This is a genomic window from Rhodococcus sp. KRD175 (assembly GCF_017168275.1).
In the GTDB taxonomy this organism is placed as follows: domain Bacteria; phylum Actinomycetota; class Actinomycetes; order Mycobacteriales; family Mycobacteriaceae; genus Rhodococcoides; species Rhodococcoides fascians.
Window position 1 is genome coordinate 245,726 of the sequence record NZ_JABFAQ010000011.1, and the last position, 23,997, is coordinate 269,722.

23 protein-coding genes and 1 pseudogene are annotated in these 23,997 nt (G+C 64.8%); 10 read left to right on the plus strand and 14 right to left on the minus strand.

Going from position 1 to position 23,997, the window contains the following annotated elements; all coding sequences use genetic code 11:
• Nucleotides 1-16 precede the first annotated feature (16 nt).
• Nucleotides 17-775 (plus strand): SDR family oxidoreductase, encoded by a 759-nt coding sequence (locus J1M81_RS17755; protein WP_027495292.1) that lies wholly within the window; start codon nucleotides 17-19, stop codon nucleotides 773-775.
• Between the two features lie 79 nt (nucleotides 776-854).
• Here J1M81_RS17755 and J1M81_RS17760 read toward each other — a convergent pair whose 3' ends face one another.
• From J1M81_RS17760 to J1M81_RS17775, 4 genes are all read right to left on the minus strand, one after another.
• Entirely contained in the window at nucleotides 855-1,778 is a 924-nt protein-coding gene (locus J1M81_RS17760; RefSeq protein ID WP_206498492.1) for an SDR family oxidoreductase, read from the minus strand.
• Between the two features lie 210 nt (nucleotides 1,779-1,988).
• The gene (locus J1M81_RS17765) at nucleotides 1,989-2,837 is read right to left on the minus strand and encodes a 3-hydroxybutyryl-CoA dehydrogenase (RefSeq protein ID WP_287454853.1); all 849 of its coding nucleotides are present in this window, start codon (nucleotides 2,835-2,837) and stop codon (nucleotides 1,989-1,991) included.
• 5 nt (nucleotides 2,838-2,842) lie between these two features.
• Nucleotides 2,843-4,000 (minus strand): acyl-CoA dehydrogenase, encoded by a 1,158-nt coding sequence (locus J1M81_RS17770; RefSeq protein ID WP_027495295.1) that lies wholly within the window; start codon nucleotides 3,998-4,000, stop codon nucleotides 2,843-2,845.
• A gap of 148 nt (nucleotides 4,001-4,148) precedes the next feature.
• Nucleotides 4,149-4,796 carry a TetR family transcriptional regulator gene (locus J1M81_RS17775; protein ID WP_032374763.1) on the minus strand — a complete coding sequence of 216 codons (648 nt, stop codon included), beginning with the start codon at nucleotides 4,794-4,796 and terminating at the stop codon, nucleotides 4,149-4,151.
• 115 nt (nucleotides 4,797-4,911) lie between these two features.
• On the opposite strand from J1M81_RS17775, the gene J1M81_RS17780 reads away from it, so the two are divergent.
• From J1M81_RS17780 to J1M81_RS17790, 3 genes and pseudogenes are all read left to right on the plus strand, one after another.
• Nucleotides 4,912-5,256, plus strand: coding sequence for a helix-turn-helix transcriptional regulator (locus tag J1M81_RS17780; protein ID WP_206498493.1), 345 nt, complete (start codon nucleotides 4,912-4,914; stop codon nucleotides 5,254-5,256).
• A 106-nt stretch (nucleotides 5,257-5,362) separates the two neighbouring features.
• Nucleotides 5,363-7,058: pseudogene (locus J1M81_RS17785) on the plus strand (SulP family inorganic anion transporter).
• 40 nt (nucleotides 7,059-7,098) lie between these two features.
• On the plus strand, nucleotides 7,099-8,499 hold the full coding sequence (locus J1M81_RS17790) for a xylulokinase (RefSeq protein WP_206498494.1): 1,401 nt from the start codon (nucleotides 7,099-7,101) through the stop codon (nucleotides 8,497-8,499).
• 37 nt (nucleotides 8,500-8,536) lie between these two features.
• On the opposite strand, the gene J1M81_RS17795 is transcribed toward J1M81_RS17790, so the two are convergent.
• The 7 genes from J1M81_RS17795 to J1M81_RS17825 are packed head-to-tail and all read right to left on the minus strand — an operon-like array spanning nucleotide 8,537 to nucleotide 15,903.
• Nucleotides 8,537-9,610, minus strand: a complete 1,074-nt coding sequence (locus J1M81_RS17795) for an SDR family oxidoreductase (RefSeq protein ID WP_206498495.1) — start codon at nucleotides 9,608-9,610, stop codon at nucleotides 8,537-8,539.
• Between the two features lie 46 nt (nucleotides 9,611-9,656).
• On the minus strand, nucleotides 9,657-10,397 hold the full coding sequence (locus J1M81_RS17800) for a sulfite exporter TauE/SafE family protein (protein ID WP_371831451.1): 741 nt from the start codon (nucleotides 10,395-10,397) through the stop codon (nucleotides 9,657-9,659).
• Nucleotides 10,394-11,389, minus strand: a complete 996-nt coding sequence (locus J1M81_RS17805; RefSeq protein ID WP_027495302.1) for an ABC transporter ATP-binding protein — start codon at nucleotides 11,387-11,389, stop codon at nucleotides 10,394-10,396. Before J1M81_RS17805 ends, J1M81_RS17800 begins: the two co-directional genes overlap by 4 nt.
• Complete coding sequence (locus J1M81_RS17810; RefSeq protein ID WP_206498496.1) at nucleotides 11,382-12,407, minus strand: ABC transporter ATP-binding protein; 1,026 nt, start codon at nucleotides 12,405-12,407, stop codon at nucleotides 11,382-11,384. Before J1M81_RS17810 ends, J1M81_RS17805 begins: the two co-directional genes overlap by 8 nt.
• Nucleotides 12,404-13,390, minus strand: coding sequence for an ABC transporter permease (locus tag J1M81_RS17815; protein WP_206498497.1), 987 nt, complete (start codon nucleotides 13,388-13,390; stop codon nucleotides 12,404-12,406). The genes J1M81_RS17810 and J1M81_RS17815 overlap by 4 nt, the downstream gene beginning before the upstream one ends.
• Nucleotides 13,391-13,394: 4 nt before the next feature.
• A complete protein-coding gene (locus tag J1M81_RS17820) occupies nucleotides 13,395-14,324 on the minus strand; it encodes an ABC transporter permease (protein ID WP_027495305.1) in 930 nt (309 codons plus the stop codon).
• Nucleotide 14,325: 1 nt separating this feature from the next.
• Nucleotides 14,326-15,903: an ABC transporter substrate-binding protein gene (locus J1M81_RS17825; protein WP_048317910.1), complete on the minus strand. Its 1,578-nt coding sequence runs from the start codon at nucleotides 15,901-15,903 to the stop codon at nucleotides 14,326-14,328.
• A 436-nt stretch (nucleotides 15,904-16,339) separates the two neighbouring features.
• Between J1M81_RS17825 and J1M81_RS17830 the strand changes: the two genes are divergently transcribed.
• From J1M81_RS17830 to J1M81_RS17845, 4 genes are all read left to right on the plus strand, one after another.
• Nucleotides 16,340-17,239 (plus strand): 2-hydroxyacid dehydrogenase, encoded by a 900-nt coding sequence (locus tag J1M81_RS17830; protein WP_176456780.1) that lies wholly within the window; start codon nucleotides 16,340-16,342, stop codon nucleotides 17,237-17,239.
• Nucleotides 17,236-17,631 (plus strand): universal stress protein, encoded by a 396-nt coding sequence (locus J1M81_RS17835; RefSeq protein WP_206498498.1) that lies wholly within the window; start codon nucleotides 17,236-17,238, stop codon nucleotides 17,629-17,631. The genes J1M81_RS17830 and J1M81_RS17835 overlap by 4 nt, the downstream gene beginning before the upstream one ends.
• A gap of 249 nt (nucleotides 17,632-17,880) precedes the next feature.
• Nucleotides 17,881-18,138: a hypothetical protein gene (locus J1M81_RS17840; RefSeq protein WP_052061537.1), complete on the plus strand. Its 258-nt coding sequence runs from the start codon at nucleotides 17,881-17,883 to the stop codon at nucleotides 18,136-18,138.
• 21 nt (nucleotides 18,139-18,159) lie between these two features.
• Entirely contained in the window at nucleotides 18,160-18,324 is a 165-nt protein-coding gene (locus J1M81_RS17845) for a hypothetical protein (RefSeq protein ID WP_155288708.1), read from the plus strand.
• A 77-nt stretch (nucleotides 18,325-18,401) separates the two neighbouring features.
• On the opposite strand, the gene J1M81_RS17850 is transcribed toward J1M81_RS17845, so the two are convergent.
• Nucleotides 18,402-19,295: a LysR substrate-binding domain-containing protein gene (locus J1M81_RS17850; RefSeq protein ID WP_027495309.1), complete on the minus strand. Its 894-nt coding sequence runs from the start codon at nucleotides 19,293-19,295 to the stop codon at nucleotides 18,402-18,404.
• Nucleotides 19,296-19,468: 173 nt separating this feature from the next.
• Between J1M81_RS17850 and J1M81_RS17855 the strand changes: the two genes are divergently transcribed.
• Together J1M81_RS17855 and J1M81_RS17860 are read left to right on the plus strand one after the other, a co-directional pair.
• On the plus strand, nucleotides 19,469-20,977 hold the full coding sequence (locus tag J1M81_RS17855; RefSeq protein ID WP_032374775.1) for a SulP family inorganic anion transporter: 1,509 nt from the start codon (nucleotides 19,469-19,471) through the stop codon (nucleotides 20,975-20,977).
• Nucleotides 20,978-21,011: 34 nt separating this feature from the next.
• On the plus strand, nucleotides 21,012-21,416 hold the full coding sequence (locus J1M81_RS17860; protein WP_032367131.1) for a MerR family transcriptional regulator: 405 nt from the start codon (nucleotides 21,012-21,014) through the stop codon (nucleotides 21,414-21,416).
• 10 nt (nucleotides 21,417-21,426) lie between these two features.
• Here J1M81_RS17860 and J1M81_RS17865 read toward each other — a convergent pair whose 3' ends face one another.
• Together J1M81_RS17865 and aroQ are read right to left on the minus strand one after the other, a co-directional pair.
• On the minus strand, nucleotides 21,427-23,052 hold the full coding sequence (locus J1M81_RS17865; RefSeq protein WP_206498499.1) for a ribonuclease J: 1,626 nt from the start codon (nucleotides 23,050-23,052) through the stop codon (nucleotides 21,427-21,429).
• Between the two features lie 245 nt (nucleotides 23,053-23,297).
• Nucleotides 23,298-23,981 (minus strand): gamma subclass chorismate mutase AroQ, encoded by a 684-nt coding sequence (aroQ, locus tag J1M81_RS17870; RefSeq protein ID WP_157889872.1) that lies wholly within the window; start codon nucleotides 23,979-23,981, stop codon nucleotides 23,298-23,300.
• Nucleotides 23,982-23,997 lie beyond the last annotated feature (16 nt).

Here is a 23,997-nt window from a genome sequence, read left to right on the forward strand (position 1 = left end):
GTGTCAGGAGATATTCGTGAGCGATCAGATCAAGACGGCCATCGTTACCGGTAGTGCCCGGGGCATCGGTGCAGCAGTGGCCAAGCGACTGGCCAAGGACGGTTTCGGCGTCGCGGTGGTCGACCTCGACGAGGCCGCATGCAGCGACACCGTCGGTGCGATCGAGTCCGCAGGCGGGCAGGCCGTGGCCATCGGCGCGAACGTGGCCGACGAGGAGTCGGTGCAGACTGCAGTCGACCGCATCGCGAGCGAGTTCGGTGCACCGACCGTACTGATCAACAACGCTGGCATCACCCGCGACAACCTCCTGTTCAAGATGACGGTGCAGGACTGGGATTCCGTGCTCGGCGTACACCTGCGCGGCTCGTTCCTGATGACGCGTGCAGTGCAGAAGCACATGATCGACGCCAAGTGGGGCCGCATCGTCAACCTGTCGAGCACCTCGGCCCTGGGCAATCGCGGCCAGGCAAACTACTCCGCGGCCAAGGCCGGCATGCAGGGATTCACCAAGACTCTCGCCATCGAGCTCGGCAAGTTCGGCGTCACCGCCAACGCCATCGCCCCCGGATTCATCGAAACAGAGATGACGGCAGCCACCGCCGAGCGGGTCGGAATGTCGTTCGACGACTTCAAAGCTGCTGCGGCGTCGCAGATCCCGGTCAATCGCGTCGGACATCCCGACGATATCGCCCACCTGGCGTCGTTCTTCGTCAGCGAGGGTGCCGGCTTCATCTCGGGTCAGGTCGTCTACGCAGCCGGTGGCCCGAAGGACTGACGTCTCCCGAACGCGTGAATGGACCATTCACGAGCCCAGACGGGTGTGAATGGTCCATTCACGCAGAGCGCGAAGGCGACTACGGCGTCGGCATTCCGCCGTTGACGTTGAGGGTGTCGCCGGTGACGTATCCCGATTCCGCTGAGGACAGGTACACGTACGCGCCGGCGATCTCGGCCGGCTGACCGGCCCGGCCCAGTGGGGTTTCCTTGCCGAATTCCGGCAGTGCCGACGTCGGCTGCCCGCCCGCGGCCTGCAGTGGAGTCCAGAATGGGCCCGGTGCAACGACATTGACCCGAATCCCCTTCGGTGCCAACTGCTGCGCGAGAGCCTTGCTGATGGTGTTGATGGCCATCTTCGTCGTCGCGTAATCCACCAGTCCGGGCGAGGGGGTGTACGCCTGGATGGAGCTGGTGTTCACGATCGTCGAGCCGGCAGGCATGTGCGGCACCGCTTCCTGAATGATCCAGAACAGTGCGTACACATTGGTTTTGAAGGTCTGGTCGAACTGCTCCGACGTGAGATCCGCCAGATCCTCGACGAACTGCTGCTTGCCTGCAACGTTGATCAACAGGTCCAGGCCGCCGAGCTCGTCGACGGCGGTATGCACGAGGGCGCGGGCAGCTTTCTCATCGGTGAGGTCTGCCGGTGCCAGGACGGCGGTGCGACCGGCGTCGCGAACCAGCCGGGCGACGTCCTGAGCGTCCTTCTCCTCCGACGGCAGGTAGTTGAGAACTACGTCGGCACCCTCGCGGGCAATGGCGATGGCGGCCGCACGGCCGATGCCGGAGTCGGCACCGGTGATCAGGGCCTTACGGCCGGTCAGCCGTCCGGACCCGCGGTACGTCTGCTCGCCGTGGTCGGCCAGGGGTTGTAGATCGGCAGCGAGACCGGGCGGATCCTGGTGCTGCTCAGGGAATCCGTCCTGGCGGTACTGCGTGACGGGATTGGTGAAGGTGTACTGATCACTCACGATGGGGTCGTCTCCGAACCTGGTATTCATTGCGTGGGGAACCTGCTGCTCGATTCCGTCTTCACGCCGAATGCCCAGAGTCGCCCGCAAACAAACTGAGTCGGGTCTCTCCCTGGTTCACGCCATCCCCCAAGTTCACACCATCCCCACCAACGGATGAATGCGGCATTCAGCTACTTGGAGTAGCTGAATGCCGCATTGATCCGGAAGGGGGGGCGTGCCGGAAAGCAAGGCTGTGGGCTAGGAGTACGTGTAGAAACCCTTGCCGCTCTTGCGACCCAACATTCCCGCGTCCACCATGCGCTGCAGCAGCGGGGGCGGAGCGTAATGCGGCTCGCGGAATTCGGCGTACAGCGATTCTGCGACCGCGAGGGTGACGTCGAGGCCGACGGTGTCGGTCAGACGCAACGGTCCCATGGGGTGGGCGCAACCGTTGACCATGCCGTCGTCGATGTCCTCGGCGCTGGCGAAGCCGGATTCGAGCATCCGGATGGCCGAGACCATGTAGGGGATGAGCAATGCGTTGACGATGAATCCCGCACGGTCACCCGCACGAATCGTCTTCTTGCCCAGGGTGTTCGCCGCGTAATCGGTGACGGCGTCGACGGTCTCTTCGCTGGTGAGGAGGCTGACGACGATTTCGACCAACGGCAGTACCGGTACGGGGTTGAAGAAGTGCACTCCGACGACCTGGTCGGGTCGCTTCGTCGCGTTGGCCATCTTGATGACGGGGATCGACGAGGTGTTCGTCGCCAGGATTCCTTCGGGTTTGACGATGGAATCGAGCTTGCCGAACAGATCCAGCTTCAGCGATTCGATCTCCGGTGCCGCCTCGATCACGAGGTCGCGATCGGCAAAATGGTTGATATCGAGCGTCAACGAGATTGCGGCGCGGGCTTTCTCGGCCGCGTCGGCGTCGATGCGGCCGGACTTGACGGCCCGCGCGAACGATTTGTCCAGGCGTGCTTCGGCGGCGTCGGCGGTGCCCTGGCTGGTTTCCAGGATCAGCACCGAGCTACCGGAGCGGGCGCACATTTCGGCGATACCGGCACCCATGGTGCCGCCGCCGATGACGCCTACGAGTTCGATGTTGCTCATTTGAGCAGCGCCCGCGACATGACGACACGCTGAATCTGGTTGGTGCCCTCGTAGATCTGCGTGATCTTGGCGTCGCGCATCATGCGCTCGACGGGGAAGTCGGTGGTGTAGCCGGCACCGCCGAAGAGCTGGACGGCGTCGGTGGTGACCTCCATCGCGACATCGGAGGCGAAGCACTTCGCTGCGGCAGAGATGAATCCGAGGTTCTTCTCGCCGCGCTCGGCGCGTGCTGCGGAGCTGTAAACCATCAGGCGGGCAGCTTCGACCTTCATTGCCATGTCGGCGAGCATGAACTGCACGGCCTGGAAGCTCGAGATCGACGTGCCGAACTGCTTGCGGTCCTTGGTGTATGCGATGGCTGCGTCGAGAGCGCCCTGAGCGAGGCCGACGGCCTGTGCGCCGATGGTGGGCCGGGTGTGGTCGAGGGTTTCGAGCGCGGTCTTGAACCCGGTGCCGGGCTCACCGATGATGCGGTCTCCGGGGATCTTGCAGTTCTCGAAGTAGAGCTCGGCAGTGGGCGAACCCTTGATGCCGAGCTTCTTCTCCTTGGGGCCGACGACGAATCCTTCGTCGTCCTTGTGCACGATGAACGAGCTGATGCCGTTGGCACCCTTGTCGGGATCGGTGACGGCCATGACGGTGTACCAGTCGGACTTGCCGCCGTTGGTGATCCAACACTTGGAGCCGTTGAGGATCCAGTCGTCCCCGTCGGCCTTCGCGCGGGTGCGCATGCTGGCGGCGTCGGAGCCGGCTTCGCGCTCGGACAGTGCGTACGACGCCATCGCGCCGCCTGCGAGCGAGGGCAGAACCTGCTTCTTTAGCTCCTCGGAGCCCTTGAGGATGAGGCCCATCGTGCCGAGCTTGTTGACGGCGGGAATCAGTGAGGACGAGCCGCAGACGCGGGCGACCTCTTCGATGACGATGCAGGCGGCAACCGAGTCGGCACCCTGACCGTCGTACTCCTCGGGAACATGCACGGCGTTGAAGCCGGACGCGTTGAGGGCATCGAGCGCCTCCTGCGGGAAGCGCGAGTCCTCGTCGACCTCCTTGGCGTACGGGGCGATCTCCTTCTCCGACAGGGCCCGGATCGCTGCGCGCAGCTCCTCGTGCTCCTCGGGTGACTGGTAGAGATCGAAGTCGGGATTTCCGGCCATGTCGGCCACGCTCCTCGCGATGTCGGGGGTACAGCACTGCCCAGAAAGGGCACTCAGTGCCAAGCTTCACCCCAGTGTACGACCGGACCGGCCTCGATTCAAGGGTGGGGCTCGCCAAGGCGGCACTGAGTGCCACCTTGGGTGGGCGTCACTCCGGAAGGTGGCGGGCCAACGCGTCGGCGACGGTGTTCACGGACGTGCCCCGCGGGAATGTCGCGACCACGACGTCTCCCGAGGACTGGGCGCGGACCTGCGCCAACGCTGCGCGCAAGTCGGTGACGGACGTCGGCAGGCCGTCGCGAATCATCCGTCGTAGAAAGTAGTTGTGGGTCGCGGTCACCGAGGCGGAGAACTGCAGGATCTCCAGATGAGGGTGGTCGGGAAGCGCCCGCTGCAGGTATTCGACGAAGAGACGGTCGTAGCGGAACACGGTGACGATCTCGCGATCGCGCAGGGCGGGAATTCGATGCACCACCTGATATCGCAGCCGCGACATCTCTTTCCAGTCCGAGAATCGCTCGTACACCAACTGTGCGGCATCGCAGACGGCCTGCCATGGGTCGCCGGTGTCGGCCGCGAGCAGAGCGCCGACCTGCTCGAGCAGGATCTCGTGATCGGCGAAGACGACGTCTTCCTTGGCGCGGAACTGCCGGAAGAACGTTCGACGCGAGATTCCGGCCGCCACCGCGATGTCGTCCACCGTCGTCGAGTCGTAGCCCTTGACCGAGAACAGATCCAGGGCCGCGGTGGCCACGGTCAGCCTGAAGTCGGTGGATTCCTCGGGTTCTCCGCGCATGCCAGTGAAGGTAGCGGAGTTTCGGCAGGGGCACTGAGGTCGTCCTTCTCGGTGGCTGATTGCTAGTGTTCGCAAGTAGCCTGCTTCGCAGTGCTCGGCGAAGCGGAAGGACGTCATGACCACGGATTCGAGTCGACCGCTGTACAGAATGAAGGCCGACTTCTTCAAGACGTTGGCTCATCCCGCGCGCATTCGAGTGCTGGAACTGTTGAGCGAACGCGAACACGCAGTGTCCGAGATGCTGCCCGAGGTGGGCATCGAGCCGGCAAATCTGTCGCAGCAGCTGTCGATTCTGCGTCGCGCGGGTCTCATCGAGGGCACTCGGGAGGGATTGTCGGTGTCGTACACGCTGACATCGCCCAAAGTGGCGGACCTCCTCGTGGTGGCCCGGGAGATATTGACCGGCGTGGTGGCCAACCAGGTGGAACTGCTGGACGGCGAGTCCGGATCGCGCACCTGAGCCGACCGTCGAGGGAGGTGTGCAGCATCTCTCCGCATCTGATTCATTACTTGCTAAACTTAGCAATCAACTGGATCAAGAACGATGAGCTTTCAGGAATCGTCGCATGTCCGAACCGACGAAACGCACCCGTACGAACGACGCCTTGAGGGCGGTATCCGCCCTTCTACCCCGCTGGAGCGAGTGGAAGCCCGCGCTACGCGCACCCGGTTCGGATCTTCTCGCCGGCCTCATCGTGGCGCTGGTGGCGCTGCCCCTCGCGCTCGGATTCGGAGTCAGCACCGGGCTGGGTGCAGCGGCGGGACTGACCACCGCCATCATCGCGGGAGTCGTGGCCGCGGTATTCGGTGGCTCACGGTTTCAGGTATCGGGTCCGACCGGTGCGATGACGGTGGTGCTGGTCCCGATCGTCGCCGAATACGGGCCGACGGGAGTGCTCGCGGTCGGGCTGCTGGCCGGCATCATTCTGTTGGTGCTCGCGGTAGCAGGAATCGGCCGAGCCGTGCGGTACATGCCCGCGCCCGTCATCGAAGGATTCACCGCGGGCATTGCCGTTGTCATTGCACTGCAACAGGTTCCGTCGGCGCTGGGCATTACGGACGCGGAAGGCGACAAGGTCTGGCAGTCCGCGTTCGATGCTGTCCGTTCGTTCGTCGCGCATGCAAGCATCCTCACCCCCGCTGTGGCGATCGCCGTCGCGATCGTCATGCTCGTCGGCGGCCGCCTGGCACCGAAGATCCCGTTCTCACTGGTCGCGGTTGCTGCCGCTACCGTGGCCACCCAGCTGCGATCTGGACATCGCCCGCATCGGCACCATTCCGTCGTCGTTGTCCGCCCCGAGCCTGGGCTTTTTCCACCTGGGTGACGTGACGGCGTTGCTGGTCCCGGCGTGTGCCGTCGCCGCTCTGGCTGCCCTGGAATCGTTGCTGTCCGCCACCGCCGCGGACTCGATGGGCGTCGGCGCTCGCCACAACCCCGACCGGGAGTTGGTCGGACAGGGCCTTGCGAACATCGCCGCACCCCTGTTCGGGGGCATCCCCGCCACAGGTGCCATCGCCCGGACTGCGGTCAACGTTCGATCCGGTGCCCGCACCAGGCTCGCGGCCCTCACCCACGCGGTGATCCTCGCCGCCATCATGTACTCCGCGGCGGGGTTGGTCGCCGATATCCCGCTTGCAGCCCTGGCCGGAGTGCTGCTCGCAACCACGGTGCGGATGGTCGAGACCGCGTCCATCCGGGCGATCACCCGCGCCGGCCGCGGGGATACCGTGGTGATGGCGGCCACCTTCCTCGTCACGGTGGTCCTCGATCTCGTGACGGCGGTGGCGGTCGGCGTCGGGTTCGCTGCCGTCCTGGCTCTCCGGGCCATTGCGCGATCGGCCACGGTCGAGCAGGTCCCGTTGAACACACTCGATGCGGTCTCGAAGGAAGAAGGCGACCTGCTGCGGGAACACATCGTCGCGTACCGCATCGACGGTGCGCTGTTTTTCGGTGCCGCGCACAGCTTCCTGCCCGAACTCGCCGACGTCTCGGACGTGAAGGTGGTGATCCTGCGCATGTCCCGAGTCACCACGATCGACGCCACCGGCGCAATTGTTCTCAAGGACACCATCACCGAACTCGAACACCGACACATCACCGTCCTGATCTCCGGTGCCAAGCCCGAGCATCTGCGTCCCCTCGCGGCCCTGGGTGTGTTCACCACCAGGGACGACGACGCTCGACACGTCTTCGACACCACCCCGCAGGCCATCGCCTGTGCACGCACGCTGGTGACCGAGGCGGCCACTCCCCGCGGGTAGGGTCGTAGGTCACACTTGCGTACGAAAGGACCAGCTCATCGTGGCTCTCGTTGCCGGAATCGACTCTTCCACCCAATCGTGCAAGGTTTTTGTTCGCGATGCCGACACAGGGGAGTTGGTGCGTCACGGCCGTGCCGGTCATCCCGACGGCACCGAGATCGACCCGCAGCGGTGGAAGGAAGCACTCGACGAGGCCGTCGACGCCGCCGGCGGGCTGGACGATGTCGCTGCGGTGTCGGTCGGCGCGCAACAACACGGCATGGTCTGCCTCGACGACAATGGATCCGTGGTCCGTAAAGCATTGCTGTGGAACGACACTCGGTCGGCCCAGGCGGCAGAAGATCTGATCGCGGAACTCGGCGAGAAGACCGGTGGCAACGGCGGTCAGGCCTGGGCCGACGCGGTCGGCGTGGTTCCGTTGGCCTCGATCACCGTCGCCAAGCTGCGGTGGCTCGCCGACAACGAGCCCGACAACGCCGATCGCGCTGCGGCGGTGTGCCTTCCACACGATTGGATCGGCTGGCAGCTCGGTGGTGCGTCGGGGCTCGACGCCTTGGCCACCGACCGCGGCGATGCGAGCGGCACCGGATACTTCTCGGCGGCCACGAACGAGTATCGAACGGATCTGTTGCAGCTGGGTTTTCGTGGCCGCAACCCATTGCTGCCCCGCGTGGCAGCGCCGAACGAGGCGATAGGCCACACTGCCGCCGGTGCGCTGATCGGCCCGGGTACCGGAGACAATGCCGCGGCGGCGCTTGCCCTCGATGCGCAGCCCGGTGATGTGGTGGTCTCGATCGGCACGTCCGGCGTCGTCTCGGCGGTGACCACCGCAGCCGCGGCCGACGGTTCGGGCCTGGTCGCCGGATTCGCCGACGCCACCGGGCGTCAGCTGCCGTTGGTGTGCACGCTCAACGCGGCGCGTGTCCTCGATGCGACGGCGCGAATGCTGGGCGTCGATCACGACGAGTTGTCGCGGTTGGCTCTGTCGACGACGAGCGACGGTGTGGTGATGGTGCCGTACTTCGAGGGCGAGCGGACGCCCAATCTCCCCGACGCGTCCGGTGCGATTCATGGACTACGACTGAACAATTCGACTCCGGGCCACCTGGCTCGCGCTGCCGTCGAAGGACTGCTGTGCGGACTGGCCGACGGTATCGACTACCTGCGTGCACAGGGAGTGGACGTGCAGCGAGTACTGCTCATCGGCGGCGGTGCCAAGTCCGCGGCGCTCCGAGCCTTGGCCCCGGCAATTCTCGGGGTGCCGGTGGCCGTACCCGAGCCCGGTGAATACGTCGCCGACGGGGCAGCGCGCCAGGCAGCATGGACTTTGGCCGGGACCAGTGAGCCGCCGACCTGGGCGCAGGCCACCTCGAAGACATACGAGGCAGACCCCACGCCGGCGGTGCGAGAGCGCTACGCGCATGTGAGTGGAAACTCGTAGCAGCGGTCGAGTTTCCACGCACATGCGGCGCAGCCGCTCAGGGAATCAGGCGCGCATCTCGGTAACGCTGAATCACCGAGGCGATGGCATCGGGCGTGGATCGGAAGCCCAGGAAGCCGGCCTTCTTGGACTTGTTCATGTCTGTCAGGCATTCCATGTCGCGGCCGAGGTCACCGTCGGTGTGCCACCACGACGCCAGCCGGGAGACATCGCTCTCGACCAGATCGTGCTTCTCGGCGATGCGCTTCCACGCGGCGGCCGCGTCGGACATGCGGGGTTCGAGGGAACGCGGTTCGGTGTCGAAGCCTTCGGGTTCGACACCGAAGTGCTCGGCGAACTGCGGCCACAGCCAGCGCCAGCGAAAGACGTCACCGTTGGCGATGTTGAACGCCTCGTTGCGCGCGTTGTCGTCGGTTGCGGCCCAGACCATCTGCTCGGCGAGCAGGTCGGCGTCGGTGAGGTCGGTCAAGCCGTTCCACTGGGTTTCGGAGCCGGGGAAGACGAACTTCTCGCCCAGTTCCTTACAGATCGACGCGTAGACGGACAGCGTCAGCATCATGTTCATCGCGTTGCCCACGGCAAAACCGGAGACGGTGTGAGCGCGGTGCACACTCCATCCGAACCCGTATTTGTCTGCGCCGGCGAACAGTTCGTCTTCCTGCGCGTAGTAGAAGTTCGGCGTGTCGAGGCGGTCCTCGGTTTCGTGGAACGGCGTCTCGGCCATCACGGCCTCACCGTATGCATCGAACGGGCCGAGGTAATGCTTGAGTCCGGTCATCAGCGCGACGTGCTTCACCGAATCGAGGGGGCCGAGAACATCGAGCACATTGCGTAGGGTCGCCGAGTTGACCTCGATGTTCTCCTGCTCGGAGTCCTTCTTCATCCACGCGGTGAAGAACACGACCTCGGGGCGGACGTCCTTCAGCGCTTCCTCGAGGGACTGCGGGTCGAGCAGATCCGCCGCGACCGGCACGACGCCGTCGACGGGGGTACTGCCGCTACGACTCAGTCCGTAGGTGGTCCAGCCTGCATCGAGTGCTGCGCGGCACAGCGCCTGCCCGGAAATGCCGGTGGCGCCGACGATCAACGCGCGCGTGGTGTTCGTAGTCATCGGATCCGGTTACCCACTGGAGCCGATGCAACACGTGACGCTTCACTCACGTCAGGGCCAGTACTTGTTGGACGACGAGCACGATCGCGCCCACGGCCGAGACGGCGATTGCCGTGATACGTAGGCGTCGTCGATCGAGAACTCGGTTGATCACCCGAGAGAGCAGGAACCCCAGAACTGTCGCCGGGGCCAGGAACGCGAACAGCGTGGCGGTGTGGCTGTTCACCGCTCCGGCCACCGTCAACACCGCGATGGAGATGATCGAGCCGACGAGGAAGAAGCAACTCATCGTGCTGCGGAGTTCGGCTCCGGAGTTGCCTTGCCACACCAGAGCCATCGGTGGCCCACCGATGGAGGTGGCGGTTCCCAGAACTCCCGACGCGGCCCCGGCGACGACGAGATTACGTCTGTGCGGCAACGGAACCCAGCCGAACGACGTCAGCGCGACGCCGCCCAGGACCACGAGTGCCAACAGTATCGCCAGCCCGCGTTCGGGCAACAGGACCAGTAGCAGCGCACCCACCACCGAGCCGGGGAGTCGTCCGGCGAGTGCCCACCCGGCTCCCGAGAGATCGAGAGCCGTCCGGTCGCGTACCAGTACGAGCACGCTGACCACGACCGCGAGCATGATCAGCGTTCCCGGTACCAGTCCGGGGTCGACGATGGCCACGATGGGGGCGGCCAGCATGCCCATGCCGAAGCCGATCGACGCCTGCATCGCGGATGCGAAGAAGATCGTGAGCGCGACGACGACGAAGCCGGTGACACTCAGGTGCGTGAGTGTCATGTTCCGGCGGCGACGAGACCGAGATTTCCTGCCACGAGCGGATAATGGCATTCGGCAACATGATCGGCCTCGTCGGCGTCGTGTGCGACGGGTGGTGCGTCGCTCGCGCACAGGTCGGTCGCCTTCCAGCAGCGAGTACGGAAACGGCATCCCGACGGCGGATTCAGTGGCGACGGCACCTCGCCTTTCAGCAGAATCTTGTCCCCGCGGCTCGACGCGTCGAGTGTGGGTGCGGCCGACATCAACGCTGCGGTGTAGGGGTGGGCGGGCCGATCGAATACTGCCTCGGTGGCTCCGGATTCGACGATGCGGCCCAGGTACATCACCGCGACTCGGTCGGCGACGTGCCGGACCACCGAGAGATCGTGCGAGATGAAGACGTAGGAGATGCCGAGTTGCTTCTGCAGATCGTTGAGCAGGTTGAGCACCTGGGCCTGGACCGAGAGATCGAGAGCCGACACCGGCTCGTCGCAGATGATGACGTCGGGGTTCAGTGCCAGAGCTCGCGCGATGCCGAGGCGCTGCCGCTGACCGCCGGAGAACTCCTGAGGGAACCGGTTCTCGTCGCTCGGTCGCAAGCCCACCAGGTGCAGCAGCTCACGCACCCGCGCGGAGCGGTCACGTCGAGTCTTGTACAGGCTCTTGTGGGTTCGCCACGGCTCGCCGATGATGTCCCCGGCCGTCATGCGTGAGTTCAGTGAACCGTACGGATCCTGGAACACCATCTGTACGCGGCGGCGCCAGGCGAGGAGTTCCTTGCCGCGGAGCGCGAACGGATCCGTGCCGTCGAAGGCGACGGTGCCCGAGTCCGGGCGTTCGAGCATCATCAACGTCCGCGCGAGAGTGGACTTGCCGCAGCCGGATTCGCCGACCAGGCCGAGGGTTTCGCCCCGCCGCAGGTCGAGGTCGATGGAGTCCAGAGCGCGTAGCTTCCCGCGGCCGACGTCGAAGGTCTTGTTCAGGCCACGAACGGTCAACAGTTGCTCAGACATTGCGCGATACCTCGTTCGGGAAGTGGCAGGCCGACAGGCGGCCGTTGCCGACGGATTCGAGCGGCGGGCGGCTACTGATACAGATCTCACGGGCGAGAGGGCAACGTGCCTGGTAGACGCATCCGTCGGGGATCGAGTGCAGATCCGGCGGGGTGCCGCCGATGGATTTGAGATCCTCGCCGCGGACGGCGTGCACGGGGACCGAGTCGAGCAGTCCCTTGGTGTAGGGGTGGCGCGGCGATCCGAACACCTCCGAAACCAACCCGGTTTCGACGACGTTGCCCGCGTACATGATTGCCACTCGATCGGCCTCTTCGGCCACCAGAGCGAGGTCGTGGGTGATCAGGACGACGGCCATGTCGTGCTCGGTGCGCAATTCCTTGAGCAGTGCCATGATCTGCGCCTGCACGGTCACGTCGAGGGCGGTGGTCGGTTCGTCGGCCAGCAGTACCGACGGACTCAGGGCCACAGCCATCGCGATCAGCAGGCGTTGCCGCATGCCGCCGGAGAACTGGTGCGGGTAGGAGTCGGCGCGTGATTCGGGCTCGGGGATACCCACGCGGGCCATCAGGGCGATCGCTTCGACTCGCGCCTGCTTGGCCGACATACCCCGGTGGATCCGAAACGGCTCGGCCAGTTGAGTTCCCACGGTGTAGACGGGATTGAGTGCGGTCAGTGCATCCTGGAAGACGATGGCCAGTTCGGTGGCCGCGATGGTGCGTCGCACCTTGGTCTTGGCGGTGACCAAATCGACGTCGCCCATCTCCACCGAGCCGCCGGTGATGTCGGCGATCGGCTCGAGCAACCCGACGATGGCCTGCGCCGTCATGGACTTCCCGCAGCCGGATTCGCCCAGCAGAGCTAGGGTTTCACCGCGGCGGGCGGTGAAGGTGACGTTGTCGACGGCGCGAATGACGCCTGACGGCGTCCGCAGGTCGACGGTCAGTCCGCGTACGTTCAGGGCGACACTACCGGTGTCGGGTCGCGCCGACGGTGCGCTGGTTGCCGGTGCGCTCATGAGACGACCTTTCGTGCGGGGATCAGGCGAGACCGCTTGGAGCGGGGGACATTGAGTCGCCACCGCTGCGCGGGATCGGTGGCGATGCGGGCCCAGGCGGCGAGAACGGTGGCCGAGACGGTCGTCAACACGATCGCGAGGCCGGGGAAGAAGGAGAGCCACCAGGCGGTCTGCAGGTAGGTACGGCCCTGCGAGACCATCAGGCCCCAGGAGACGTCGGGCGGCTGAATGCCGATGCCCAGGAAGCTCAGTGACGATTCGGCGAGAATGACGAAGCAGAAGTCCAGGGTCGCGACGGTGAGCAGGGTCGGCAGCAGGATCGGGGCCACATGGCGTCTGATCACCGATCCGCTCTTCGCGCCGAACGTACGGGCAGCGTCCACGAACAACCGACTCTGCAGTTCTGCGGACTCGGCGCGGGCGGTACGCAGGTAGATCGGGATACGCGTGACCGTCAGGACCAGAACGATGTTCGCGGCACTGGGCGAGAAGACGTAGAGCACGACGACGGCCATCAGCAGGGACGGAAAGCTGAGGATGACGTCGGCGACGCGCATCGCCGCGGTCTCGCGCCAACCGCGATGGAAGCCGGCCCACATTCCGATGAACGAGCCGATGATCGCCGAGAGGATCACGGCCGGAATGGCTACCGACAGTGTGGTTCTGCTCGCCACGATCAATCGGGCCAGCATGCTGCGTCCCAATGGATCGGTGCCGAGGATGTTCATCCAACCGGTGTCGAGGGTGAACGGTGGCAGGTTCGAGCGATCGAGATCTTGGTCGGTGGCGGCGTCCCCGACCAACATCGGGCCGAAGACTGCGGTGAGGAAGACCAGCACCAGGATTGCGGCAGCGACGGTGGCGACTCGGTCCCGCAGGAGTAGCTTCCACAGCGGGGCCGACGACTTGCGGGCTTCCACCGGAGCCGTCGGTGGAACATCCTCCGGCTCGGATGTTTTCGGTGCTTCGAAGTCGAGTGACATGTTCTTAGACCTTCACCTTGTCGCGAACCCGGGCATCGAGCAGTGCATAGCAGGCATCGATGACGATGTTGAGCACGAAGATGCTCACCGCCGTCAACAACACGGCCGCCTGCAGAACAGCGAAGTCGCGCTGCAGGATGGCGTCGATCATCAGTTTTCCGATACCCGGCCAGCCGAAGATGGCTTCGACGACCACCGCGCCGTTGACGAGTCCGACCATCAGGTCGCCGGCCACGGTCAGCGCCGGTGCCGCGGCGTTGCGCAGAGCGTGGTGGGTGACAACTCGAAGGTCGCCCGCCCCTTTGCTTCTCGCCAATCGAACGTACGGTGCCGACAGTGCCGAGACCATCGCGCCACGGACGACCTGAGTCAGGACGCCGAGCGGTCGAATGAGCAGCGTGGCGATCGGCAACACCCACGAGAGCATTCCGCTGTCCACCCCGGAGGTGGGCAGCCAACCGAACAGGATGGCGAAGACGTAGACGCCCATGATGGCGAACCAGAAGTCGGGAATGGACGCCGCCGTCATCGACAGCAGGCTCGAGATGCGATCGGCGAGCGAGTTCGGCCGGTATGCGGCCCAGCAGCCGATGATCACCGCACCGAGGATGGCGAGGAACATCGTTGCGAACGCCAGCTGCAGCGTTGCGGGGAAGGCGCGCAGGGCCATTGCCGACGCGTCCTCGCCGGTGCGCAGTGACTGCCCGAAGTCGAGTTGTACGACACCCTTGAAGTAGTCAAGCAACTGAGTCAGCACCGGCTGATCGAAGCCGTTGGTGGCGCGGAACGCTTCGCGCTGCGCCTGGGTGGCCGACTCGGGTAGGTACAGGCTGGTGGGGTCGCCGGTGAGCCGAGCGAGGAAGAAGACGCCCAGTAGAACGACGAACAGCGGGATCAGGCTGGTGTAGATCCGTCGGCGCAGAAATCTGAACATGTCAGGGCCTCTCGGTCTCGGCGCGGGTCATCGCGGCCAGATGCATTTCGTCGACCGTGGCCGAGTCCGGGGTGTAGTCCACGGAGGCGGCCTTGGCGAGCACCCCGTTCATGTGCGCGATGTAGGCCATCTGCATGATGTCCTTCGGTTCGTCGGCGAACACCTGGGCGTACGCGGCCTGCCTGTCTTCTCCGGTGAGAGCGCCGGCAGCGGCGATCTCCTTGTCGAAGTCCGCTGTGCCGTAGGCACTCTGGAACCCATCACTGGTGAAGTACTGATCGACCGTGAAGGCGGAGTCGCCGGCCTGGTTGCCGTGCTGGATGACCAGCAGGTACGGACCGACGTCCGGGAACGGCCGCTCCTGGTACTCGGCAGTTCCTGCGGCGTCCATCATTTCGATCTTGACATTCATGCCGATCTTGGACAGCGAGTTCTGAATGACCTCCACCGTTTCGTTGATCTTCGGGAACTGACCGGTGCGTCCGATGAGACGGATCTCGGTGTCCACCGGAACCCCGTCGGCACGGGCCTGCTCGATCAACGTCCTGGCCTCGTCCATGTCGTAGGGCCAGGGAGTCAGGTCTTCGTTGTATCCCACGACGCCCTCGGAAATGAGCTGTGCTGCAGGTGAACCGAGTCCGCGGAACAACGCCTTGACGATGCCGTCGCGATTGATGGCGTAGTTGATCGCCTGCCGAACCCGCATGTCGTCCAGTGGCGGTTGCGCGGCCTGCATGCGTAGTGCCGTGGTCTCGTTGTTGGGATAGGCCACGCCGAGGTCGCCTGCACCGTCCTCCGGTCCGACCGACGTGGCGATCTCGGCCTCGCCGTTGGTCACCATCGACGCGCGGACACTGCCCTCGCTGCGCCATTGGTATTCGGCCCTGGCGTATTCGGGCTTCGGGCCCCAGTAGGTCTCGTTGCGTACCAGGGAGAGCTTCTGGCCGTAGTCCCACCGCTCGATCGCGAACGGGCCGGTGCCGATCGGTTCGCGTACCCGCTCGGTGTAGCTCGCAGTGCGCGGAACCATCTCCACGAACGAGAGCCGCAGCGGCAGAATGGGATCGGGCTCGGGTGACTGCACTGTCAGCGTCAACGGGTCGACGGCTTTCACCACCAGGTCGGCGTCGCCGAAAACGTATCCCTCGACGTTGCATCCCAGTTCGGAGTTGACGGTGCGGTCGATGGAGAACGCGGCATCCTCGGCTTCGAAGGGGCTGCCGTCGCTGAACGTCACGCCGGGGTGAATGGCGAACGTCCACTCGGTGTCCGAGGTCTGCTCCCACGAGTCCGCCAACTTCGGTTCGAGATCACCGGTACTCGGATTGCGCTCCATCAGCGGCTCGGTGATGTTCGAGCGCGTGACCACTCCGACCGACGTCAGCGATACGTCGCAGGCTTCGAGGGTGGGCGGTTCCTGAGGCAGAACGATGCGCAAGGTGTCTGCGCGGGCTGCGGCTCCGTTGCTCGAGTTCGCGACGGTGCAGCCGCTTGCGATCAATGAAAGTGCTAGTGCGCCAACAGCAATAGCGGCGACGCGATGGGTCCGTCCCTGCTGCACGGAGAGTGCAGGGCTCATGGTGGCCTCCAGTGGGAAAAGGGATACGCGTCATCGAGCCGCATTCGGATCTGTGACGGTAGACACACGGTAGGAGTGGGTGATCTCCACCGTCAACCGGACGAAAGCGACGTTTCGGCCCGTTATCCACGTCACAATCGTGCTGGATCAGTGCGGCTACTCGCAGTTCAGCGCCTCTGAGCAGGTCGAACGTCCAAACGGGTTAGGTATACCTGCATGCTGAGGGTCATGTTCATGCCGTTTGGGTATCGGTCCATGTTATTTGCGTGTTGGACAGGTATCCGAGAAGCGGCATACCGTACAGGAAACGCGCACGCTCCACCACATCGCGAGGAGAACAACGGTGACCACCGGTCAACAGGAAAAGTCTGTGTTGCAACAAGATTCACGTCAGGGGGGCCGCGTGCTCCGAGTCGGGCCGCTGAAGCCGTCCCTGATGGACACTCTGGTTGCCGACTACGACGCGCTGACCTTGCCCGACGGGGACGAGCGTGAGCAATTCCTGGCCGAACACGGCCCGTCGATCACCGCCGTCGTCACCTCCGGCCGAACCGGCGTCGACGCAGCGCTGATGGAGCGGTTGCCGCAGCTCGGAGCCGTCGTGAACTTCGGAGTCGGATACGACACCACCGACGTCGACGCGGCCACCGAGCGTGGCATCGGGGTCAGCAACACCCCGGACGTGCTCACCGACTGCGTCGCGGATCTTGCTGTCGGCCTGGTGATCGACACCGTGCGTGGGCTCTCGTCCGCGGAGCGATTCGTACGGGCCGGCCGCTGGCCGGCCGAGGGCAACACTCCGCTGACCCGCCAGGTCACCGGCAAACGAGTCGGGATCATCGGGCTCGGCCGGATCGGATCTGCAATCGCGGACCGGCTCACCGCATTCCGCTGCCCCATCTCGTACCACAACCGCAACGAGATCGACGGTTCACCGTATGCGTACGCGGCCAATCCTGTAGCGCTCGCCGAGAGCGTCGACGTACTGATCGTCGCCGCCTCGGGCGGCTCGGGAACGGCCCATCTGGTCGATCGCGCGGTGCTCGACGCGCTGGGGCCGCAGGGCTATCTGATCAACGTGGCGCGCGGAAGCGTCGTCGACGAGGAGGCGCTGATCGAACTGCTCGCCTCCGGGCAGCTCGCCGGTGCGGGTCTGGACGTGTTCGCCCACGAACCGAACGTGCCCGACTCTCTGCTCGCGATGGACAACGTGGTGCTGCTGCCGCACGTGGGCAGCGCAACGGTGGAGACTCGCGCCGCCATGGAAGCACTGACACTGGAGAACCTCGATCGATTCCTGGCCGACGGCTCCCTCGTCACGCCGGTGACGAAGTGACCGTCGTCGTCGGCTACTCGCCGACCACCGAAGGAAAAGGCGCGCTGCCCTTCGCATTTCGCGAGGCCCAGATGCGCGGAACGGATCTGCTCATCGTCGCCGAGGACAACAGCGCGGCAGACGCCGAGTTCGCTGCCACCGTCGAATCGGCTCGCGAGGAGGCGTCGGCGGTCGGTGTCACGACGAAGATTCACGACAACGAGGCCGGCCGCTCGCACGCCGACAACCTGATCGACCTGTCGTTCGACGAGCAGGCTCAGCTGGTCGTCATCGGCATCCGACGTCGATCGCCCGTCGGAAAGTTGTTCATGGGCAGCATCTCTCAGCGCGTACTGCTCGAGGCGCACTGCCCGGTGACGGCCGTCAAGCCGCCGGTGGGGGCACCGCGGTAGTTGGGTCGGCCGGCCGGCCGGCGATACTGCGTTGGTGCATTCGGTAGTGAGGTTGGCGGCGGAGGATACAAAGGTGAGCTGTTGACGTTGCAGCGCGCTGCCCAGAAACTCATCGGCACGAAACTTCCGGTGGGTATGCGCTGATCTATCTCTCCAAGAAATCTCGCGTAGCGAGTTCTCGAACCTCAGTGGTGCTCGAATTCGCATGCCGATTCGTGTCGGTGGGTCGGGCTACGGTCTTCGTACCCAATGGTGGGAACCGTCAGCCAGCGCACTCGGGCAGACAACCGTTCCCAATCCTGGCAACGCATCACCTGGTGCCTCGAACGGACCGTCAGCGAAAACGACGACGAAGCCGAACTCGGCTGGAAAGTATTCGGCACCGTCGCCACAACACCGTTCATCGCGCGCACCGATCGCGACACACTGCAAGCGATTGCAGATCTCACCGTAGTGACACCGGACGACCTGGCGGAAACGACCCGAACCGGCGACAATAGAGATTGACAGAGAGACGGAGGGCCCTCGATGACCACCACCGAGAATCGCACCACAGGCCGAGGACGCTCGTTGAAAGTCCGATCCGCAGCGGCCGAAGCCTCCATCAAACTCCGCGAATATGACAACAAGCCGGTCCCTCAATGGCTCCGTGACGTCGCCGCTGGCAAAGACACCAAGCCGCCCAAAGACTGATCAACCCACGAACCGAACCCCATCTCGTACCGCACTCGCGCGGTCACCGTCCCGTACGCAACTCGATCAGCGTCGCATCACGCCCACTCACGTGTCGGCAGCACATCGGTCATGAAGCGATGCAGTGCCGGGTTGTCGTTGTCGACGCGCCAGGCGGCGTCGAGTTCGACGGGGCGTTCCTTCACGGTCCGAACCGGTCGGAACACAACGCCTTCCGGCCGCATGGTCGACGCCGACTCGGGCACCAGGGCCAGTCCGATTCCCGAGCGAACGAGCACCAGCATCGTGTGCACCTGCGTCACGTACTGCACGTAGCGCGGTGAGACCCCGACGATGGTGAAGGTGCTGATCAGCAGTTCGTGGAAGTACCGCGCGTCGACGGGCGAGTACATGATGATCGGCTGCTCGTCGAAGTCCTCTACCGACAGCTCGTCCTTCGCGGCCAGCGGGTGTTCTTCGGGCATCGCCGCGATCAACGACTCGTGCAGCACCGGCCGGGACGCGATGCCCGGTCGCTTGAGCGGGGGTCTGGCCAACCCGAGATCCAGATCGCCGATGGCCAAGGACTCCATCTGTACCGCCGAGACCATCTCGCGTAGAACGATTTTCACGTCCGGTAGCTTCTCGCGCGCGGCGTCGAGCAGCTGCGGGAGCACCGCATGCGCCGATGCCCCGGTGAATCCCACGATCACTGTCCCCAGGTCTCCGGTGGGAACGCGTCGCACCGTCAGCAGTGCACCCTCGGCGAGGTCGAGGATGCGTCGGGCCTCGGGTAGGAAGGCCAATCCCGCGGCCGTCAGGGTCACCGACCGGCTCGTGCGGTCGATCAGCTGCACGCCGACTTCGCTCTCGAGTTGTTGGATCTGCCTGCTGAGCGGCGGCTGCGTCATGTGCAGACGTTCGGCGGCGCGGCCGAAGTGCAGTTCCTCGGCGACGGCGATGAAGCAGGACAGCCTGTTGAGCGAGAACATCGATTCATTCCTTGCATCGCGCTGGGAGTTCCGGCGTGCCTTTTCGTATAAATCTAGCGCACGTGGTCCACGCTTCGATGATTAGTAACCTTCCCTCCGGTAAGAGTAGAGTTGCTCGCGTATTGGACGCCCATCCCGGTTGTCGTCCCTCGTAACCATCGAACGGAGTCGTCGTGTCTCGAGCTGCCCAGGTGCCCGGCACCGCCGTCGAAGACGTCTCGGTGCTGGGTGCGTTGCGCTCACCGAGGCGACTGAAGACCGAGGTTCTTGCCGGGCTGGTGGTGGCGCTGGCGTTGATCCCGGAAGCCATTTCGTTCTCGATCATCGCCGGTGTCGATCCCCGCGTCGGCCTGTTCGCGTCGTTCACGATGGCCGTCACCATCTCCATCGTCGGGGGTCGACCGGCGATGATCTCCGCGGCCACCGGAGCCATCGCCCTGGTGGTCGCCCCCCTGGCTCGCGAGTACGGCCTCGACTACCTCATTGCCGCGGTTATCCTCGGAGGAGTCCTGCAGATCGTGTTGAGCGTCCTCGGTGTCGCCAAGTTGATGCGATTCATCCCGCGCAGTGTCATGGTCGGATTCGTCAATGCGCTGGCGATCCTGATCTTCACCTCACAGGTGCCGTACCTGATCGGGGTGCCGTGGTTGGTCTACCCGATGGTCGCCGTCGGACTGCTCATCATGTTCTTCCTGCCGAAGCTCACCACTGTCGTGCCGGCACCTCTGATCGCCATCGTGATCCTCACCGCCGTCACGCTCGTCTTCGCGCTGGCCGTCCCGGACGTGGGCGACGAGGGCGAGCTGCCGTCCTCGCTGCCGTCGTTCCTGATCCCGGACGTGCCGTTCACGTTCGACACCCTGTCGATCATCGCGCCGTTCGCTCTGGCCATTGCCCTGGTCGGTCTGCTCGAATCACTGATGACGGCCAAGCTCGTCGACGACATCACCGACTCGCACTCCAACAAGACTCGTGAGGGCTGGGGTCAGGGCGTGGCGAATCTGGTCACCGGACTCACCGGCGGTATGGGCGGCTGCGCGATGATCGGCCAGACCATGATCAACGTGAAGGTCTCCGGTGCCCGCACCCGTATCTCCACGTTCCTCGCCGGCACCTTCCTGCTGATCCTGGTGGTCGGTCTCGGCGACATCGTCGCACTCATTCCGATGGCCGCATTGGTCGCCGTGATGATCATGGTGTCGGTCGGCACCTTCGACTGGCACAGCATTCACCCGAAGACGTTGCGGCGCATGCCCAAGAGCGAAACTCTCGTCATGGTGGCCACCGTGGCTGTCACCGTGGTCACCCACAACCTCGCGTACGGCGTCGTCGTCGGAGTGATCACCGCGATGGTGCTGTTCGCTCGCAGGGTTGCCCATCTGACCGAGGTCGTCGACGTCGCACATCCCGACGACGACACCCGCGTCTACGCCGTCAAGGGCGAGTTGTTCTTCGCGTCGAGTAACGATCTGATCTACCAGTTCGACTACGTCGGAGATCCGAAGAACGTCGTCATCGATATGTCCGAGTCGCACATCTGGGACGCGTCGACCGTTGCGACCCTCGACGCCATCACCACCAAGTACGCCGCCAAGGGCAAGACGGTGGAGATCGTGGGCCTGAACGCGCCGTCGACCGAGCGGCACGATCGTCTCAGTGGGAACCTGGGTGCCGAGCACTGACTAGGGTGGTTGGTCGGGCGAAGAGAGGCGGCACATGACAGACGACGGCGTACACATGCAGATCGGGCAGGTAGCTCAGCGAACCGAGCTGTCGATTCGCACGGTTCGTCACTACGACGATGTCGGTCTGGTCACGCCCTCTGCTCGGACCGTCGGCGGCTTTCGGCTCTACACCGAGTCCGACGTCGAACGACTGCTCGTGATTCGCCGGATGAAGCCACTCGACTTCACGTTGGCCGAAATGAAACAGCTACTGGAATCCCTCGACGTTCTCGGCGACGAGAACGCGACCGACGACGCGAGGTCGTCGGCCGCGGCCTTCGTTCGTGATTGCCACACCAAGGCCGAGGAAAGCTGCCGCACGTTGCGGCGGCAGCTCGCCTACGCCGAGGAGCTGACCGAGGTGCTGTCGACTCGCGGCGCAGCGGCCCAAATCTGACCGCCCAGTTCTAGCCGTCCACGACCACCGGGACGATGAGGGGCTGGCGGCCCAGGGTCTGCTTGGCCCAGCGGGCCGATTCCTGCACGATGCGCTTCTCGATGTTCTCGCGGGACGCAACCTTGACGTCGCTCTCGCGTGTGAGGGTCTTGCCGATCGCCTTGGCCAACGAGTCGAAAGCGTTTGCCTCGTGGGCGAATCCGCGTCCGATGAAGTCGACGTCGTCGACCAGCAGCCCGGTGTCGGGATCGACGATGGCGATGACGGTCAGCACGCCCTCGTTCGCGAGGAGGCGACGCTCGGCCAGTGAATCCTCCGTCACGCCACCGACGGCACTGCCGTCGACGTAGATCAGCTCGATGGGGACGGAGCCGGTGATCTGCGCGACGCCGTCGTACAGGTCGATGACGCTTCCGTTCTCGGCGATGAGCACGCGATCGCGAGGAACACCGGTCCTGATTGCGAGATCGGCATTGGCACGCAGGTGCCGCGACTCACCGTGTACGGGAAGCACATTGGCGGGTTCGAGGATGTTGTAGCAGTAGACGAGCTCGCCGGCGCTGGCGTGACCGGAGACGTGCACCTTCGCATTTCCCTTGTGCACCACGCGCGCACCCTTGTCGACCAGGCCGTTGATGACGCGGTAGATCGCGTTCTCGTTGCCGGGGATCAAGCTGCTCGCCATCAGCACGGTGTCGCCGTCGCCGACCTTGATCTGGTGCTCACCCGACGCCATCCGCGACAGCGCCGCGAGGGGCTCGCCCTGCGAGCCGGTGCAGATCAGCGTGATCTTGTTGGCCGGGAGCCGGTTGAGCTTCGGGAGGTCCACGACGAGGCCGTCGGGAACGTCGAGGTAGCTCAGGTCGGTCGCAATCTTCATGTTGCGCACCATCGATCGGCCGACGAACGCAACCTTGCGGCCCTGTGCGTGTGCGGCGTCGAGTACCTGTTGAATGCGGTGCACGTGACTGGCGAAGCTCGAGACGATCACGCGTCCCGTCGTTTCGCGGAACACCTTCTCGATGGCCGGGACCAGGTCGCGTTCGGAGACCATGAACCCGGGCACTTCGGCGTTGGTGGAGTCGACGAGGAGGAGATCGAGCCCTTCTTCGCCGAGGCGTGCGAAGCTCCGGAGGTCGGTGATCCGACCGTCCAGCGGGAACTGGTCCATCTTGAAGTCACCGGTGTGCAGCACCAGCCCGGCGTCGGTACGAATGGCGATGGCCAGACCGTCGGGAATCGAGTGGTTGACGGCAATGAACTCGAGTTCGAACGGGCCTTCCTGTCGGGTTTGCCCCGCCTCGACCTCGATCAGCGTCGTCGAGACCTTGAACTCCTCGAACTTGGCAGCCAGGAAATGCAGCGTCAGCCGCGACGAGATGACGGGAATGTCGCCACGCTCGCGCAGCAGATACGGGACGCCGCCGATGTGGTCCTCGTGCCCGTGCGTCAGAACGATGGCAACGACGTCGTCGAGGCGATCCCGGATGCAACTCCAGTCGGGGAGGATGACGTCGACGCCGGGCTGATGCTCCTCGGGAAACAGCACGCCGCAGTCGACGATGAGCAGCTTTCCGTCGAATTCGAAGACGGTCATGTTCCGGCCGATCTCGCCGAGACCGCCCGTCGCGATCACGCGAAGGTGCCCTGCCGACAGCGCTGAGGAGGATCGCTTTCGAGGTGCGGCGGGGGATCTGCGGTTCCGTGGTGATCTCGACATGCCTCTTACGCTACGGGGGCCGCCCGACCTGGCTTCGACCCCGGTCCGAAGATCCACGCATTGCTCGCCGTCGAGGGTGGAATGCCGACCGTGTCATGGCCGTCCTCGAGCCATGGGACAGCTCGTCGTCCACGTCGATCTCGCGGCCGGCGCTCGTGTCGTCAGGGGGTGCAGAGTGAACGCGATGCAGCAACCAAGGCTGCAGCGTGCACGATGTCCCTGTCGTGGGCGGTGTTCGTGGCAACGACCGCTTGGACGAGGTCCGTGTAGCACGTCGGTGATCGAAGGGCTTGCGCGTTCGAGGCAAGCTGGGTGACCACCGCAGAAGTGAGTGCGGTGATGCGTTCCCGGATCGGCGCGAGGTCCGCGGGCGCATCGGGAGCGCCGGCCGGATCGGCGTGCCACTGGGCCAGGCGGAGCGATTGGATCGCCTTGCCCACCTCGATCTGGTCGCGAACCACAGTCCCTGCGCGTTCTGGTGCAAGTCCGAGCCCGATGGCAGCGTTCTGCGCCGCATCGATCACCTGGGCCTCGCGCTCGGGATCGCTGACGGGGCCGCCTGTCTTCCACTTCACCGCGGCCACGCTGTCTGCGGTGGCCAGACGGTCTGCAAGAACGTCGGTCAGAGATTGCAGATTCTCGGCAGGCGTCTCGGCCGCGCTCGTCGCCGCCGTCGGTAACAGGACCAGCGGTACGACCGCTGAGATCACGGCAATTCTGGCGATGCGACGCAGCCGCGACGCGTTTGCCGGTAAGGACACCTCAGGAGACATCTCACGCACCTTTCGTTCGACGGTTCGACGCCGATAGTGCCCGACGACGGTGAACAACAAGGGAACCGCCATTGCGGAATCACACGTC

Excerpts from the sequence above, each read along its gene's own strand:
- J1M81_RS17760 (WP_206498492.1), bottom strand. The coding sequence starts at position 1,778 with ATGAATACCAGGTTCGGAGACGACCCCATCGTGAGTGATCAGTACACC.
- J1M81_RS17770 (WP_027495295.1), bottom strand. The coding sequence starts at position 4,000 with ATGGCCGGAAATCCCGACTTCGATCTCTACCAGTCACCCGAGGAGCAC.
- J1M81_RS17775 (WP_032374763.1), bottom strand. The coding sequence starts at position 4,796 with ATGCGCGGAGAACCCGAGGAATCCACCGACTTCAGGCTGACCGTGGCC.
- J1M81_RS17780 (WP_206498493.1), top strand. The coding sequence starts at position 4,912 with ATGACCACGGATTCGAGTCGACCGCTGTACAGAATGAAGGCCGACTTC.
- J1M81_RS17795 (WP_206498495.1), bottom strand. The coding sequence starts at position 9,610 with ATGACTACGAACACCACGCGCGCGTTGATCGTCGGCGCCACCGGCATT.
- J1M81_RS17800 (WP_371831451.1), bottom strand. The coding sequence starts at position 10,397 with ATGACACTCACGCACCTGAGTGTCACCGGCTTCGTCGTCGTCGCGCTC.
- J1M81_RS17805 (WP_027495302.1), bottom strand. The coding sequence starts at position 11,389 with ATGTCTGAGCAACTGTTGACCGTTCGTGGCCTGAACAAGACCTTCGAC.
- J1M81_RS17810 (WP_206498496.1), bottom strand. The coding sequence starts at position 12,407 with ATGAGCGCACCGGCAACCAGCGCACCGTCGGCGCGACCCGACACCGGT.
- J1M81_RS17815 (WP_206498497.1), bottom strand. The coding sequence starts at position 13,390 with ATGTCACTCGACTTCGAAGCACCGAAAACATCCGAGCCGGAGGATGTT.
- J1M81_RS17820 (WP_027495305.1), bottom strand. The coding sequence starts at position 14,324 with ATGTTCAGATTTCTGCGCCGACGGATCTACACCAGCCTGATCCCGCTG.
- J1M81_RS17825 (WP_048317910.1), bottom strand. The coding sequence starts at position 15,903 with ATGAGCCCTGCACTCTCCGTGCAGCAGGGACGGACCCATCGCGTCGCC.
- J1M81_RS17830 (WP_176456780.1), top strand. The coding sequence starts at position 16,340 with ATGGACACTCTGGTTGCCGACTACGACGCGCTGACCTTGCCCGACGGG.
- J1M81_RS17840 (WP_052061537.1), top strand. The coding sequence starts at position 17,881 with ATGGTGGGAACCGTCAGCCAGCGCACTCGGGCAGACAACCGTTCCCAA.
- J1M81_RS17845 (WP_155288708.1), top strand. The coding sequence starts at position 18,160 with ATGACCACCACCGAGAATCGCACCACAGGCCGAGGACGCTCGTTGAAA.
- J1M81_RS17850 (WP_027495309.1), bottom strand. The coding sequence starts at position 19,295 with ATGTTCTCGCTCAACAGGCTGTCCTGCTTCATCGCCGTCGCCGAGGAA.
- J1M81_RS17860 (WP_032367131.1), top strand. The coding sequence starts at position 21,012 with ATGACAGACGACGGCGTACACATGCAGATCGGGCAGGTAGCTCAGCGA.
- aroQ (WP_157889872.1), bottom strand. The coding sequence starts at position 23,981 with ATGGCGGTTCCCTTGTTGTTCACCGTCGTCGGGCACTATCGGCGTCGA.